At 75.1% G+C, this 14,790-nt stretch carries 12 protein-coding genes; 4 read left to right on the top strand and 8 right to left on the bottom strand.

The genetic code is table 11. The annotated features are described in order from the left end of the window. Positions 1-2: 2 nt before the first annotated feature. The 4 genes from ACMT9T_RS02700 to ACMT9T_RS02685 all read right to left on the bottom strand — a co-directional run bounded on the left by ACMT9T_RS02700 (position 3) and on the right by ACMT9T_RS02685 (position 5,437). Positions 3-266, bottom strand: a complete 264-nt coding sequence (locus ACMT9T_RS02700; RefSeq protein ID WP_414744121.1) for a hypothetical protein — start codon at positions 264-266, stop codon at positions 3-5. Further along, a complete protein-coding gene (locus ACMT9T_RS02695; RefSeq protein ID WP_414744120.1) occupies positions 266-718 on the bottom strand; it encodes a GNAT family N-acetyltransferase in 453 nt (150 codons plus the stop codon). Before ACMT9T_RS02695 ends, ACMT9T_RS02700 begins: the two co-directional genes overlap by 1 nt. After that, positions 715-3,360, bottom strand: a complete 2,646-nt coding sequence (gene valS, locus ACMT9T_RS02690) for a valine--tRNA ligase (RefSeq protein ID WP_414744119.1) — start codon at positions 3,358-3,360, stop codon at positions 715-717. Before valS ends, ACMT9T_RS02695 begins: the two co-directional genes overlap by 4 nt. Positions 3,361-3,496: 136 nt before the next feature. Beyond that, positions 3,497-5,437, bottom strand: a complete 1,941-nt coding sequence (locus ACMT9T_RS02685; protein WP_414744118.1) for a phosphoenolpyruvate carboxykinase (GTP) — start codon at positions 5,435-5,437, stop codon at positions 3,497-3,499. A gap of 109 nt (positions 5,438-5,546) precedes the next feature. Here ACMT9T_RS02685 and ACMT9T_RS02680 point away from each other — a divergent pair, with 109 nt between their 5' ends. Next, complete coding sequence (locus ACMT9T_RS02680) at positions 5,547-6,974, top strand: helix-turn-helix domain-containing protein (protein WP_414744117.1); 1,428 nt, start codon at positions 5,547-5,549, stop codon at positions 6,972-6,974. Positions 6,975-6,992: 18 nt separating this feature from the next. Here the strand turns inward: ACMT9T_RS02680 and ACMT9T_RS02675 are convergent, their stop codons facing one another. The 4 genes from ACMT9T_RS02675 to ACMT9T_RS02660 are packed head-to-tail and all read right to left on the bottom strand — an operon-like array spanning position 6,993 to position 12,206. Then, positions 6,993-8,672, bottom strand: coding sequence for a dipeptide ABC transporter ATP-binding protein (locus tag ACMT9T_RS02675; RefSeq protein WP_414744116.1), 1,680 nt, complete (start codon positions 8,670-8,672; stop codon positions 6,993-6,995). Then, a complete protein-coding gene (locus tag ACMT9T_RS02670) occupies positions 8,669-9,529 on the bottom strand; it encodes an ABC transporter permease (protein ID WP_414744115.1) in 861 nt (286 codons plus the stop codon). Before ACMT9T_RS02670 ends, ACMT9T_RS02675 begins: the two co-directional genes overlap by 4 nt. Then, complete coding sequence (locus tag ACMT9T_RS02665; RefSeq protein ID WP_414744114.1) at positions 9,526-10,563, bottom strand: ABC transporter permease; 1,038 nt, start codon at positions 10,561-10,563, stop codon at positions 9,526-9,528. Before ACMT9T_RS02665 ends, ACMT9T_RS02670 begins: the two co-directional genes overlap by 4 nt. Next, positions 10,560-12,206 carry an ABC transporter substrate-binding protein gene (locus ACMT9T_RS02660; RefSeq protein WP_414744113.1) on the bottom strand — a complete coding sequence of 549 codons (1,647 nt, stop codon included), beginning with the start codon at positions 12,204-12,206 and terminating at the stop codon, positions 10,560-10,562. The genes ACMT9T_RS02665 and ACMT9T_RS02660 overlap by 4 nt, the downstream gene beginning before the upstream one ends. 104 nt (positions 12,207-12,310) lie before the next feature. Between ACMT9T_RS02660 and ACMT9T_RS02655 the strand changes: the two genes are divergently transcribed. The 3 genes from ACMT9T_RS02655 to ACMT9T_RS02645 all read left to right on the top strand — a co-directional run bounded on the left by ACMT9T_RS02655 (position 12,311) and on the right by ACMT9T_RS02645 (position 14,642). Beyond that, the gene (locus ACMT9T_RS02655) at positions 12,311-12,916 is read left to right on the top strand and encodes a TetR/AcrR family transcriptional regulator (protein WP_414744112.1); all 606 of its coding nucleotides are present in this window, start codon (positions 12,311-12,313) and stop codon (positions 12,914-12,916) included. Between the two features lie 128 nt (positions 12,917-13,044). Beyond that, positions 13,045-13,809, top strand: a complete 765-nt coding sequence (locus tag ACMT9T_RS02650) for an expansin EXLX1 family cellulose-binding protein (protein ID WP_414744111.1) — start codon at positions 13,045-13,047, stop codon at positions 13,807-13,809. 74 nt (positions 13,810-13,883) lie between these two features. After that, complete coding sequence (locus ACMT9T_RS02645; protein WP_414744110.1) at positions 13,884-14,642, top strand: class I SAM-dependent methyltransferase; 759 nt, start codon at positions 13,884-13,886, stop codon at positions 14,640-14,642. The last annotated feature ends 148 nt before the right edge of the window (positions 14,643-14,790 follow it).

Below are 14,790 nucleotides of genomic sequence, written 5' to 3'. Positions count from 1 at the left end.
CGTCAGTCGTCGAACGGGTCGTCGGTGCTCTCGCCGGGGATCGTGATCGTGGCCGCGTCCTCGATCGGGTCGTAGCGGATCACGGTGCCGTCGTCGAGCTCGACGACGGGCTTGCGCTCGAGCCACGTGAGCGTCCAGCGCCACTCGGCCGTGTCGGTCGCGAGCGCGAGGACGTCCTTCTCGACGGTCTTCACCGCGAGGAGGACGACCTCGGGGAGCTCCGCCGGGGCGGTGCCGCCGATGGGCCAGCGCGTGCCGAGCTGCATCAGACGTCCTGCTCGTAGGTGACCCACGTGGTGCGGCGGGCGACCCGGTCGTAGAGGCGCTGCGCGTCGGCGTTGTCCTCCGCGGTGATCCAGCGGAGCATGCTCGCGCCATCGCGGCGGGCCACGTCGGCGACCGCGGCGAGGAGCTGCTCGCCGACGCCCTGGCGGCGCGAGACCTCGCGCACGTAGAGGTCGTCGACCAGGAGGCCGTCGGTGCCGCGCGCCAGGCGGGAGAAGCGGTGGAAGTGCGCCAGGCCGACGAGGGCGCCCTCGTGCGCGTCGTCGACGGCGACGAGCGCGGAGCTCGCGTGGGCGTCGTCGATGAGGTGGCTCCATGCGAGGACGGCGCTCTCGTCCGTCAGCTCGGTGCCGTAGAACTCGGCGTAGCCGGAGAACAGGTCGAACCAGGGGAAGAAGTCGCCGTCGCGGACGGGGCGGATCGAGATGGTCATGCGTCGGTCTCCTCGGGCTGCTCGGCGTTCGCGAGCGTGATGCGGGTGACGGCGGGGCCGTCCCCCTCGGTGAAGGTCAGGTCGGTGATGCGGCCCACGGCGCGGAGGTCGCGGGCGACCAGCTCGAGCGAGCGGATGTCCTCGGGCGACGCGGACACCACTGCCTCGGCCACGGGCGTCTTCTGCGACGCCTTGGCGTCGGTCTTGGCGCGGCGGATCCCCACGAGCGCCCGGCCGGCGAGGGCCAGGAGACGCGGGTCGGCCGTGCCGCCGGTCGCCGGGGCGTCCGGGGTCGGCGCGGTCGGCCAGGGAGCGGTGTGGATCGAGCCGTCGTGCGACCAGCTCCACGCCTCCTCAGCCGCGAACGGCACGAAGGGCGCGAACAGGCGCAGCAGCACGTCGAGGGCCTCGCGGAGCGCGGCGACAGCGGATCCCCGGTCGGCCGGGTCGGCGTCGGCGGAGTACGCGCGGTCCTTGACGAGCTCCAGGTAGTCGTCGCAGAAGGTCCAGAAGAAGCTCTCCGTGACCTCGAGCGCGCGGGCGTGGTCGTACTCCTCGAGCGCGGTGGTCGCGGTCTCGACGACCTCGGCGAGGGCGGCGAGCATGCCCACGTCGATGGCGTGCGTCGCGCGGGCGCCCTCGGGCGCCTCGAAGGACAGGATGAACTTCGCGGCGTTGAGGACCTTGATCGCGAGGCGACGGCCGATCTTGATCTGCGTCGGGTTCTGCGGGTCCATCGCCGCGTCGACTCCGAGGCGCGCGGACGCGGCCCAGTAGCGCACCGCGTCCGAGCCGAACTGCTCGAGCGTGGCCGCGGGGGTCACGACGTTGCCCTTCGACTTCGACATCTTCTTGCGGTCGGGGTCGAGGATCCAGCCGGAGATGGCGGCCGTCCTCCACGGCGCCTGGCCGTGCTCGAGCTCGGCGCGCAGCACCGTGGAGAAGAGCCACGTGCGGATGATGTCCTGGCCCTGCGGGCGCATGGAGAACGGGAAGACGAGGTCGAACAGCTCCGGGTCGCGCTCCCAGCCGCCTGCGAGCTGCGGGGTGAGGGAGGAGGTGGCCCAGGTGTCCATGACGTCGAGCTCGCCCTGGAAGCCGCCGGGCACGCCGCGCTGGTCCTCCGTGTAGCCGGGGGCGGGATCCGAGGACGGGTCGACGGGGAGCTGGTCCTCGGCCGGCGTGATCGCCCGGTCGAACTCCGGGTTGCCGTCGGCGTCGAGCGGGTACCAGACGGGGAGCGGCACGCCGAAGAACCGCTGGCGGGAGACGAGCCAGTCGCCGTTGAGGCCGCCGACCCAGTTCTCGTAGCGCACGCGCATGAAGTCGGGCACGAAGCCGATCTCGCGGCCGCGGCCGATGAGGCCCGCGCGGAGCTCCTCGTCCCGGCCGCCGTTGCGGATGTACCACTGGCGGGTCGAGACGATCTCGAGGGGCTTGTCGCCCTTCTCGTAGAACTTGACGGGGTGCGTGATCTTGCGGGGCTCGCCGATGAGCTCGCCGGACTCCGTGAGGAGCTCGACCATCGCGGCCTTGGCGGAGAAGACGGTCTTGCCGGCGAGGGCGGCGTACGCCGCGCGTCCGGCCTCGGACGTGATCGCCTCGGGCGCCTCGGAGACGATGCGGCCGTCGAAGCCCACGATCGCGCGGTTCTCCAGCTGCAGCTCGCGCCACCAGACGACGTCGTTGAGGTCGCCGAAGGTGCAGACCATCGCGATGCCGGATCCCTTGTCGGGCTGCGCGAGGTGGTGCGCGAGCACGGGGACCTCGACGCCGAAGACGGGCGTCGTGACGGTCGTGCCGAACAGTCCCTGGTAGCGCTCGTCGTCGGGGTGCGCGACGAGGGCGACGCACGCGGCGAGGAGCTCGGGCCGCGTGGTGTCGATGATCACGTCGTCGCCGTCCGGGCGGTGGAACGCGAGGCGGTGGTAGGCGCTCGGCTGCTCGCGGTCCTCGAGCTCGGCCTGCGCGACCGCGGTGCGGAAGGTGACGTCCCAGAGGGTGGGCGCGTCGGCCTGGTACGCCTCGCCGCGGGCGAGGTTGCGGAGGAACGCGCGCTGCGAGGCGACCTGCGCCTCGGCGCCGATGGTGCGGTAGCTCTGGCGCCAGTCGACGCTGAGGCCGAGCGTGCGGAAGAGGTCCTCGAACTGCTTCTCGTCTTCCTCGGTGAGGCGCTCGCACAGCTCGATGAAGTTGCGACGGGAGATGGGCTGCTGGTCGCCCGGCTTCGACGTGCCGCCGGTCTCGGCGGGACGGTAGTCGGGGTCGTAGGGGAGCGTCGGGTCGCAGCGGACGCCGTAGAAGTTCTGGACGCGGCGCTCGGTGGGGAGGCCGTTGTCGTCCCAGCCGAGCGGGTAGAAGACGCTCTCACCGCGCATGCGGCGGTAGCGGGCGATCACGTCGGTGTGCGTGTAGCTGAAGACGTGGCCGATGTGCAGGGATCCGCTCGCCGTGGGCGGCGGGGTGTCGATGGAGAAGACGGTGCCGGCGGCGGCCTCGTCGCGGCGGAAGTCGTACGTTCCGTCGGCCTGCCAGCGGCCGCCCCACTTCGCCTCGAGGCCCTCGAGGGCCGGCTTGTCGGGGACCCGGGCGACCTGCCCGGTCGCCTCCTCGGCGGTGTCCGGACGTCGATCGTCAGCCATGCGTGCTCCGGTTCCCTCGATGTGGACGGCACCGTGTCGATGGTGAGGTGCCTTCTGTGCGGGATCCAGGCTAGCGGATGGGGGCGCGACGGCCGGATGCGCGGGGCGGGACGGCCCCGCGCATCCGGCGCTCGCGCTAGGCGTCCGCGCCGCGGTCGGCCTCGCGGAACGCCCGGCGCATCGCGTGGAGGCGGGCCGTGAGCTCCTCGGGGACGCGTCCGCCGAAGCGCGCGAAGTGCGCGTCCACGGCGTCGAGCTCCTCGAGCCAGAGGGCGGGATCCAGCGCCAGCAGCTCGTCGAGCGCGCCGTCGGCCAGGTCGAGCCCGGCCACGTCGAGGTCCTCCGGCAGGGGCAGGCCGCCGACCGGGGACGGGCGGACGTCGACCCGGTCCTCCACGCGGCGCACGATCCACTCGAGCACGCGCGCGTTCTCGCCGAAGCCCGGCCAGAGGAAGGAGCCGTCTTCGCCCTTGCGGAACCAGTTGACCTGGAAGACGCGGGGCGCCCCGGCGCCGAGGCCGCGCCCGACCTCGAGCCAGTGCCGCCAGTGGTCCGCCATGTCGTAGCCGACGAAGGGCTGCATCGCGAAGGGGTCGTGGCGGAGCTCGCCCACCCGGCCCTCGGCGGCGGCCGTGCGCTCGGAGGCCATGGTCGCTCCGACGAAGACCCCGTGCTCCCAGTCGTCGGCCTCCGCCACGAGCGGCACGTTCGTCGCGCGGCGCCCGCCGAAGAGGATCGCATCGACCACCACGCCGTCGGGGTCGTCCCAGTCGTCCGCGAGGGACGGGCACTGCTCCAGGCCCACGGTGAAGCGGGCGTTCGGGTGCGCGGCCGGGGTGCCGGAGTCCGGCGACCACGGGTTGCCCTGCCAGTCGAGGAGGCCGGCGGGCGGCGTCGGGGTCATGCCCTCCCACCACACGTCGCCGTCGGGGCGGAGGGCGACGTTCGTGTAGATCGCGTTGCCCCAGATCGTGGACATGGCGACGGGGTTCGTGGCCTCGCCGGTTCCGGGCGCGACGCCGAAGAGGCCGCGCTCGGGGTTGACCGCACGGAGCCGGCCCTGCACGTCCGGCCGGAGCCAGGCGATGTCGTCGCCGAGCGTCTCGACCCTCCAGCCGGGGATCGTCGGCGTGAGCATCGCCAGGTTCGTCTTCCCGCACGCGGACGGGAACGCGGCCGCGATGTGGAAGCGCCGGCCCTCCGGGCTCGTGATCCGGATGAGCAGCATGTGCTCGGCGAGCCAGCCCTCGTCGCGCGCCATGGCCGAGGCGATGCGGAGCGAGAAGCACTTCTTGCCGAGCAGCGCGTTGCCGCCGTAGCCCGAGCCGAACGAGATGATCTCGCGGTCCTCGGGGAAGTGGCAGATGCGCTTGTCGGGGTTGTGCGGCCACGGCACGTCGGCGGAGCGGCGGCCCGCGTCGTCGACGAGCGGGGCACCCAGGCCGTGGAGCGCGCGGACCCACGTCGTGTCCGGGCCGATGAGACGGAGCGCGTCGTCGCCCATCCGGGTCATGAGCGCCATGCTCGCGACCACGTAGGGGCTGTCCGTGATCTGCACGCCGAGCTGCGAGATCGCGCCGCCGAGCGGGCCCATGGAGAACGGGATGACGTAGAGGGTGCGGCCGCGCATGGATCCGGCGAAGAGCTCCCGCAGCTCGGCGCGCGTCTCGGCGGGATCACGCCAGTTGTTCGTGGGGCCGGCGTCCGCCTCGTCCGCGGAGCAGATGAAGGTGCGGTCCTCGACGCGCGCGACGTCGGCCGGGTCGCTGCGGGCGAGGAAGCTGTGCGGGCGCCACTCGGGGTTCAGCCGGATGAGCGTCCCGGCGTCGACCATCTGCCGCGTGATGCGGTCGTACTCCGCGACGCTGCCCGTGCACCAGACCACCCGGTCCGGGAGGGTGAGACGCGCGACGTCGGCGACCCACTCGGCGATGCGGGGATCGCGGCAGAGGGCGGGGGCGTCGGCGCCGGGCGGGAGGGGGACGGCGTCGCGGGCGGCCGTGCGGGCGGCGGGCGAGGCGGCGGCGCCGGCGGGGCCTCGGGCGGTGAGCGGTGGTGCGTCCTGGATGGTGGTCATGGATCCGTCCCCTTCGATCGGTCTGTTGTTCCAGCCTGCGACCCGTCAGGATGGGCTTCGGGGATCCGTCCACGTGAAGAAGCGGGGATGTTCACGGAGAGGTGAAGGAATGGACCAGCTCGTCATCGGGAGGCGCATCCGGCACGCGCGCAAGGCCGCGGGGCTCACGCTCCAGGCGCTGGGGGAGCGGGCGGGGATCCTGCCGAGCCAGCTGAGCATGATCGAGAACGGCCGGCGCGAGACGCGGCTCTCGACGCTCGGGCGGATCGCGGGCGCGCTCGGCGTGGACGTCACGCACCTGCTCGCGGCCGACGCCCCCGACGCGCGGTCGGCCCTCGAGATCGAGCTGGACCGCGCGCAGCGCTCGTCCCTGTACGGCTCGCTCGGGCTGCCCGCGGTGCCCGCCAGCCGCGCGCTGCCGCAGGAGACGCTGGAGGCGCTCGTCGGGCTGCACCGGGAGCTCGCGCGGCGGGCGCGCGAGTCCATCGCGACGCCCGAGGAGGCGCGGCGGGCGAACACCGAGCAGCGGCTCATGATGCGCGAGCGCGACAACCACATCCCCGGGATCGAGGAGCTGGCCGAGCGGATGCTCGCCGACGTCGGCCACCGCGGCGGCGCGCTCTCGCACCGCAGCGTCAGCCGGATGGCCGAGGGCCTCGGCTTCGAGCTCATCTACGTCGACGACCTGCCCCGGTCGACCCGCTCGGTCACCGACCTCGGCGAGGGGCGGATCTACCTGCCGCCCGCCTCCATCCCCGGCGGCCACGGCCTCCGCTCGATGGCGCTGCAGGCGATGGCGCATCGCGTGCTCGGGCACGAGGAGCCCGCGAGCTACGCGGACTTCCTGCGGCAGCGGCTCGAGATCAACTACTTCGCGGCCGCGTGCCTCATGCCGCTCACGCAGTCGGTCGAGTTCCTCGCCGAGGCCAAGGCGCGGCGCGACCTCGCGGTGGAGGACTTCCGCGACGCGTTCGGCGTGACGCACGAGGCGGCGGCCCTCCGGCTCACGAACATCAGCACCACGCACCTCGACCTCCGCGTGCACTTCCTCCGGGTCGGCGGCGACGGCGCGGTCTACAAGGCGTACGAGAACGACGGGCTGCCGCTGCCGGTGGACGTGACGGGCGCGGTCGAGGGGCAGCCGGTGTGCCGGGAGTGGGCGGCGCGGGGCGCGTTCGACCGCACCAACCGCACGACCGAGTTCCACCAGTACACGGACACGCCCGCGGGCACGTTCTGGTGCTCGACGCAGACGGGATCCACGGCCGAGGGCGAGTACTCCATCTCGTTCGGGGTGCCGTTCGCGCACGCGAAGTGGTTCCGCGGGCGGGAGACGACGGCGCGGAGCGTGTCGCGCTGCCCGGACGAGTCGTGCTGCCGGCGGGCGGATCCGGAGGACGCCGGTCGATGGCGCGACCGCGCGTGGCCGAGCGCCCGGCTGCACGCGCACATCCTCGCGCCGCTGCCGCGCGGGTCGTTCCCCGGGGTGGACGACCGGGAGCTGTACGCGTTCCTGGACCGGCACGCGGGCGTGTGACGCGGGCGGTCCAGCGGCTCAGCGCGGGGCGTCGCTCGGATCCAGCCGCGGGACGGCGGCGAGCAGCGCCCGCGTGACGGGGTGCGTCGGGTGCTCGAGCACGTCGGCGGCGGATCCGTGCTCCACGATCCGCCCGTCGGCCATGACGTGGACGTCGTCGCTCATGTGGCCCACGACGCCGAGGTCGTGCGAGATGAGCAGGAGGCCGAGGCCCAGACGCCGCTGCAGCTCGTCGAGGAGGTCGAGCACCTGGGCCTGGACCGCGATGTCGAGCGCGGACACGGGCTCGTCGCAGATCAGCACGTCGGGCCGCGCCGCGAGGGCGCGCGCGATGGCGACCCGCTGGCGCTGCCCGCCCGAGAGCCGCGCCGGTCGGCGGGTCAGCAGCGCGGGGTCGAGGCCGACCTGCGCCAGGAGCGTCGCGGGGGAGTCGTACGCCGCGGCGCCGGCGAGGCCTGCGACCGCGAGGGCGTCCCGGAGGATCCGGTCGACGGTCCAGCGCGGGTCGAAGGACGCGAGCGGGTCCTGGTAGACGGCGCCGACGCGCGGGCGCCGGGAGCGGCGGGCCCGCTCGGGGATCCCGCTCCAGGGCTCGCCGTCGAGCGTCACGTCGCCCGCGTCGGGCTCCTCGAGCGCCAGCAGCAGGCGGGCGACCGTCGTCTTGCCCGAGCCGGATCCGCCGACGAGGCCGAGCGTGCGGCCGCGGCGGACCTCGAGGGACACGTCGTCGACGGCCGTGCGGAGGGATCCGCCCGGGCCGGGGAAGGCGCGGCGGAGGCCCGAGGCGCGGAGGACGACGGGGTGGTCGGGAGACGGCGCGGGCTCGACCGGGGCCGTCTCCCGCGCGCCCGCGGCCTCGAGGCGCGCCGCCGACAGGGGCACGCCGCGCGGCACGCCCGTGGGCACGGCGGCCACGAGGGCGCGGGTCCGGCGGTGCGCGGGGGCGCGGAGGACGTCGGCGGTCGGGCCCTCCTCCACGATGCGCCCGTCGTGCATCACCGCGACGCGGTCGGCGAGCCGCGCGACGACGGCGAGGTCGTGGCTGACGAGCAGGGTCGCCTGGCCGCGCGTCCGGAGGTCGGCGAGCAGGTCGATGATGCGCGCCTGCACGGTCGCGTCGAGCGCGGTCGTGGGCTCGTCGGCGACGAGGAGCGGCGGATCGAGCGCCAGGGCCGCCGCCAGCAGCGCGCGCTGACGGAGCCCGCCGGACAGCTCGCCCGAGCGCTGGCGGACGCGGACCTCGGGATCCGGCATGCCGACGCGCGCGAGCAGCTCGAGGACGCGCGCCTGCCGGGCCCGCGCGTCGCGCATCCCGTGCAGGCGGAGCGCGTCGCCGATCTCACGGCCGACGGGACGCAGGGGGTCGAGCGACGAGAGCGCGTCCTGGAGGACGAGCCCGACGCCGGATCCGCGGACGCGCCGCCACTCGCGCGGACCCGCCGCGCGCAGGTCCCGCCCGCCGATCTCGAGCACGTCGGCGGTGACGCGCGCACCGGTGCCCGCCAGGCCGAGGAGGCTGCGCGCCGTCACGCTCTTGCCGGATCCGGACGTGCCGACGAGCGCGAGGCACTCGCCGGGCGCGACCCGCAGGGAGACGCCGTGCACGACGGGCACCCCGCCGAAGGAGACGCGGAGGTCCTCGACGCGGAGGGCGAGGGGCGTCCCGGTGCGGACGGCGTCCTCGGGTGCGCCCGTCACGATGCGCGCACCCGTCGCTCGAGCGCCCGGCCGAGCACGGTGGACGCGATCGCGGTCAGCACGATCATGAGCCCCGGCACGACCGTGAGCCACGGCGCGGAGCCGATGTAGGTGCGCCCCGCGGCGAGCATCGCGCCCCACTCGGGATCCGGCGGCACCGTCCCCAGGCCGAGGTAGCTGAGCGACGACGCCCACACGATGGCCTGGCCGACGCCGAGCGTCCCCAGCACGAAGAGGGGCGCGGCGGTGTTCGGCAGGATGTGCCGCGCGAGCACCACGAGCGGCGGGCGCCCCAGCACGGTGGCCGCCTCGACGTACGCCGACCGCCGCACGGACATGACCCGCCCGCGGATGATGCGCGCGTAGCCGGGCGCGGCCGAGATGCCGACGGCGAGCGTGGCGCTGCCGATGCCGGGCCCGAGGATCACGATGAGGAAGAGCGCGAGGAGGAGGCCGGGGAACGCGAAGACCACCTCGATGACGCGGTTGACGGCGAAGTCGGCGACCCGGCCGAGGAGCGCCGCGGCGAGCCCCAGGACGGCGCCGAGGCCGAGGCCGATCGCGGTGGCGCTCACGCCGATCACGAGGCTGGGGCCGGCGCCGTGCACGACGCGCGTCAGCACGTCGCGGCCCGACTCGTCGGTGCCGAGGAGGTGGCCGGCGCCCGGAGGCCGGAACGCCTCCGCGGGCGCGATGGCGAGCGGGTCGCCGGGCGCGAGGAGCCCGGGCGCGAGGGCGGCGGCGAGGAGCAGGACCACCACGAGGGCGGCGCCCGCGGTCCCGGCGACGGCCAGCACGCGGACGGGCGGCCGGGCGGGCGGGGCGGCGAGCAGCGTCTCGGCGCGCGGGTCGCTCATCGGGCGGCCGCCGCGGGGGAGGCGGGCGACGGCGCGTCGGGGGACGGCACGGGTCCCGTGCGCGCGTCGACGAGCCGCGGGTCCACCAGCCGCGCCAGCAGGTCGGTCACCGCCGTGAGCACGATGTACACGACCGCCACCACGATCACGACGCCGACGATCACCGGCACGTCCCGGCTCGTGACGGCCGACAGCGCCGTGCGGCCGAGCCCCGGTCGGGCGAAGATCTGCTCGACCACCACGGCGCCCGAGATGAGGAAGCCGAACGCCCAGCCGGAGAGCGCGATCCCGGGCGCGGCCGCGTGCCGCAGCGCGTGCCGCAGCCGGACGCCCGCCTCCGACTCGCCGCGCGCCCGGGCGGCGAGCGCGAAGGGGGAGTCGAGCGCGTCGAGCAGCGCCTCGCGCATGATCTGGCCGAGGAAGCCGGCGAGCGGGATCGCGAGCGTCAGCACGGGCAGCACGAAGCCCGCGGGCGAGGACCCGCTGACGGCCGGCAGCCAGCCGAGCCCGGTGGAGAACACGAGGATCAGCACCACGCCGATCCAGAAGTGCGGCAGCGACGCGGCGACGATCTCGACGCCCGCGCCGAGCGCCCCCGCGATGCGCCCGGCACCGGTGGAGACGAGCGCGAGGCCGAGCGCCAGGATCCACGCGACCGCGAGCGCGAGCACCGCGAGCAGCATGGTCCCCGGCAGCTGCCGCGCGAGCACCGCGACGACGTCCTCGCGGAGGGCGTAGGACCGGCCGAGGTCGCCCTGCGCGAGGCGACCGAGCTGCGCGAGGTACTGCACGAGGAGGGGCTGGTCGAGGCCGTACTCGGCGCGCACCGCGGCCACGGCCTCGGGCGGCGCCTGCGAACCGGGCCCGCCGAGGATCGCCTGCGCGGGGTCGCCCGGGATCAGCCGCACGGCGAGGAACGTGACGGTCGCGACCGCCCACAGCACGAGGACCGCGCCGCCGACCCGGGCCCCGACGGCCCGCAGGAGCGCGGGTCGGCGGGATCCGGATGCGGGCAGGGCGCGGCCCCCCGTCACCGGGCGAGCCAGGTGTCGTACAGCGTCGGGGTCGCGACCGACGGCAGGGCACGCAGGCCCTGCACGGCCGTCCCGTGCAGGAAGTGGTTCTGCTGGTCGTACAGCGGCAGGATCCAGTACCCGGCCATGACCCGCTGCTGCACGTCGGCGTAGAGCGCCTTCCGGCGCTCGAGGTCCGTCGTGGAGCGCGCCTCGGCGAGCGCCGCGTCGATCTCCGGCACCGAGACCTTGGCGTGGTTGGCGAAGTAGCCGCTCGGCGCGGGCGTGATGCCCGAGGTGTCGTAGAGGATCCGCAGCACGTCGGGACCGGCCTTCGTGTACGGCGCGCTCACGAGCTCGTACGCGTCGTCGCCGAGCGCCTCGTACCAGGAGCCGAGGTCCATGGGCTCGAGCTGCACGTCGAAGCCCACCTGCTTGGTGGTGGCCTGCACCTGCTCGAAGAGCGACTGCTCGGCGGGGATCGACTGGTTGGTGCTCACGGGGAAGCGCAGGGTGAGGCGCTTGCCGTCCTTGGTGCGGATCCCGTCGGCGTCCTTCGTCGACCAGCCGGCCTCGTCGAGGAGCGCGGCGGCGCGGTCCGTGTCGATCGCGAACAGGTCGGGGTCGGAGACCTGGGCCGGCTCGGTGCTCGCGAGCGGCGAGTGCGAGCGCTCGGCGGTGCCCTGGAAGAGCGCGGCGATGCCGGCGTCGACGTCGGCCGAGCGGATGAAGGCCTCGCGCACGCGCTCGTCGTCGAACGGCGCCTGGCCGGAGTTCAGCTCGATGCGGTTGGAGGCGCCCGGCCGCGGCGCGTCGAGCTCGCCGAGCGTGCCGCCCGCGGTCGCGGAGGCGATCGCGTCGGGCTGCGCGTTGTCGATCACGTCGACCTCGCCGCTCTGCAGCGCGGCGTAGCGGGACGCCGCGTCGGGCAGGAAGCGCCAGTCGATGCGCTCGAGGTACGCGGCCCCCGTGTGCGCGGCGTCCGTGGGCGGCGAGGAGTAGGCGTCGTTCCGCACGAGCGAGATGGACTGCTGGCGGTCCCAGCGCTCGACGCTGAACGGTCCCGTGCCGATGGGCTGGGCGCAGTTCGCGTCGGTGCCGCGGGCGATCCCGGCGGGCGACTCCATCGCGAGCCACGGCTGCGAGAGCGACTCGAGCAGCGCGCTGTCGGGCGTGGAGAGCGTGAGCCGCACGGTCGAGGCGTCGACCGCGGTCGCGTCCGTGACCGCCTGCAGCGCGAGGTACCCGGTGGAGGAGAGGGTGGCGGGATCCTGCACGTGGCGGATGTTCGCCACCACGGCGTCCGCGTCGAACGGCGTGCCGTCCGTGAACGTCACCCCCTGGCGGAGCGCGAGCGTGAGGCCGAGGCCGTCCTCGCTCCAGGTCCAGCTGTCGGCGAGCCACGGCGTGATCCCGCCCTTCCCGTCGAGCGACACGAGCGGCTCGAGGAACTGCGAGGAGACGAGCGCCTGCGGGTAGTTGCCGCCGACGTGCGGGTCGAGGCACTCGGGCTCGGCGTCGCCCGACGCGTAGACGAGGGTGCCGCCGGCGACCGGCGTGGTCGGGGCCTCGGGAGTCGCGGTCGTGCAACCGGAGAGGACGAGGGCGGTCGCGGCGAGGGCGCCGAGGCCCGCGAGGGCGCGGGCGCGCGAGGTGGGGATCATGGGTGCTTCCGATGTGCGCGCCGCTCGGGCGCTGGTGCGGATGGTTTCTGTACCGCGTCCAACAATACGCGAGGCCCGGGGCGCGGGTGCACCAGGATGGGCCCATGACCTCCGCCCGTCCCGCCGGCCGCCCGCGCCGCTCGTCGCGCGCGACGCTGGAGGAGGCGGCCGCCGAGCTCTTCCTCGAGAACACGTACGCGGCGACCACCGTCGAGCAGATCGCGCAGCGGGCCGGGGTCAGCCGGGCCACGTTCTTCAACTACTTCGCCTCCAAGGCCGACCTGCTGTGGGCGGGCCTCGACGACACGCTCCGCGCGTTCGGCGACGCGCTCGCGGCGACGGATCCACGGGAGCCGGCCGTCGACGCCGTCGTCGACGCGCTCGTGCAGGCCGCCCGCAGCCGCGGCGAGGGGTGGCTGCCGCTCGCCCTCACGCAGCACGAGGTCATGGGCCTCGGAGCGGACGTGGCGGCCGAGGGCGTGACGCGGGCGGCGCCGCTCGTCGACCCCGTCGCCCAGGCCCTCGCGCGCGCCTCCGGCCTCCGCGCGTCGGCCGCCCCGGTGCGCGTGGCGGCCGCCGTGGTCGCCGCCGCGACGGCGGCCGCGGTGGTCGCCTGGGCGGCCGACGGCGTGGGCCGCGGACCCCTGGACGAGGCGGTCCGCCGGGCGCTCGAACCCCTGCGCCCGGCGCTCGCGGCCTCCCTCGTCTGACGCCCGCCGCCCCGTCGCCCGCACGGCCGCGCGGGATGTGCGCCGATCCGTCCTGGGGCGGACGGGCGGTCCTACCCTGGCCGCGCGGCGCGACCGCGACCGCTCCCTCGAGGAACAGAAGGTCTGTCATGTCCCCTGCACCCGACCCCTCCGACCGGCCCGGCTCCCACCGGGCCCGCCCTCCCCGCGGCCTCCGCGGCCGTCTCCGCACGACGCTGCCCGCCCTGCTCGCGCTCCTCCTGGTGGTGGTCGGCCTCACGGTCGCCGCCCCCGCCGGATCCGCCTCCGCCGTCGACCCGGGGTCCGGCCGGGCCACGCACTACTCGCTCGGCCCGGACGGCAGCACGACCAACGGCAACTGCTCGCTCCCCACCATCCCCGCGGACCGCCTCTACGTCGCGGTCGGTCCGGACGACTACGCCGGCAGCGCCGCGTGCGGCACCTACCTCGACGTCACCGGCCCGAAGGGGACGGTGCGCGTCGAGGTCGCGGACCTCTGCCCCGAGTGCGAGCACGGGCACCTCGACCTGAGCGAGGAGGCGTTCCGCGCCATCGGCGACTACGACGCCGGCATCATCCCCATCTCCTACGCGCCCGTCGCGGCGCCGACTTTCCCGCCGCTCGCGTTCCGGCTGAAGGAGGGGTCGTCGGCGTACTGGGCGGCGATCCAGGTCGTCGACGCCGGGACGGAGCTCCGCTCGGTCGAGGTGCGGGTCGGCACCAGCTGGGTCTCGCTGTCGCGCACGGTCTACGGCTACTGGCTCGCCCCCTCCGGCCTCGGCGCGGGGCCGTACACGGTCCGGGTCACCGACGTGACGGGACGCACGGCGACGGTCCCGGGCATCGCGCTCGACCCGATGCGGCTGCAGCGCACCACGGCGCGGCTCGGCTGACGGGACCGCACGCCCGCGGGGCGCGGCGCCCGGTGCGCCGCGCCCCGCTCACGTGCCCGGGGCAGGATGTCCGCATGACCTCCGACGCCCCCGGCACGCCCGACCGCTCCCACCTCGCCTCCTCGTTCGGCGCCGTCGCCGACCAGTACGACCGCGTGCGGCCCGGCTACCCCGACGCCGCCGTCGACTGGATGCTCCCCGCGGGCTCGCGCCGCGTCGTCGACCTCGGCGCGGGCACCGGCAAGCTCACCCGGCTGCTCGCCGCACGCGGCCTCGCCGTCACCGCGGTCGAGCCCGACGCCGGGATGCGCCGGGTGCTGGCAGCATCCGCCCCCGTCATCGAGGTCCGGGCGGGCAGCGGCGAGGCGATCCCCGTGGGCGACGGCGAGGAGGACGCGGTACTCGTCGCGCAGGCGTGGCACTGGATGGACGCGGGCGAGGCGGCGCGGGAGGTCGGGCGCGTGCTCCGGCCGGGCGGGCGCCTCGGCATCGTCTGGAACGTCATGGACACGGAGGTCGACTGGGTCCGCGAGCTCGACGCCCTCCTCCAGCCCGACGCCCGCTCCACCGGCCGCGCCGTCGAGCCCGGCCCGTTCCCCGGCTTCGGCCCCGTCGAGCACGCCTCCTTCCCGCACGCGCACCGCCTCGCGCCCGAGGACCTGGTGGCCCTCGCCGGATCCGTCAGCCGCGTCCTCGTACTGCCCGACGACGAGCGCTCCCGCCTCCTCGACGACGTCCGCACCCTCCTCGCCGGCCATCCCGACACCGCGGGCCGCGACGCGCTCGACCTCCCGTACCGCGCCGACGCGTACCGCGCCCAGCTCGGGGGATAGGCGAAGGCGGACGCCGACGCGCGCGCGCCCGGGCGCTAGGATCTGAGGCACAGGCGTCGATCCGGCCATCACCGGGGAGCCTTCGGAAGAGAGCCCCGCTCGCGGGGAAGGTAGAACCGAACGGCTCGGGCCCGTCATCGCCCAAGGA

This window comes from Clavibacter vidaverae (assembly GCF_047529985.1).
Lineage (GTDB): Bacteria > Actinomycetota > Actinomycetes > Actinomycetales > Microbacteriaceae > Clavibacter > Clavibacter nebraskensis_A.
Note: the sequence above shows the minus strand (reverse complement) of the source record. Positions and strands in the feature narration are given on the sequence as shown.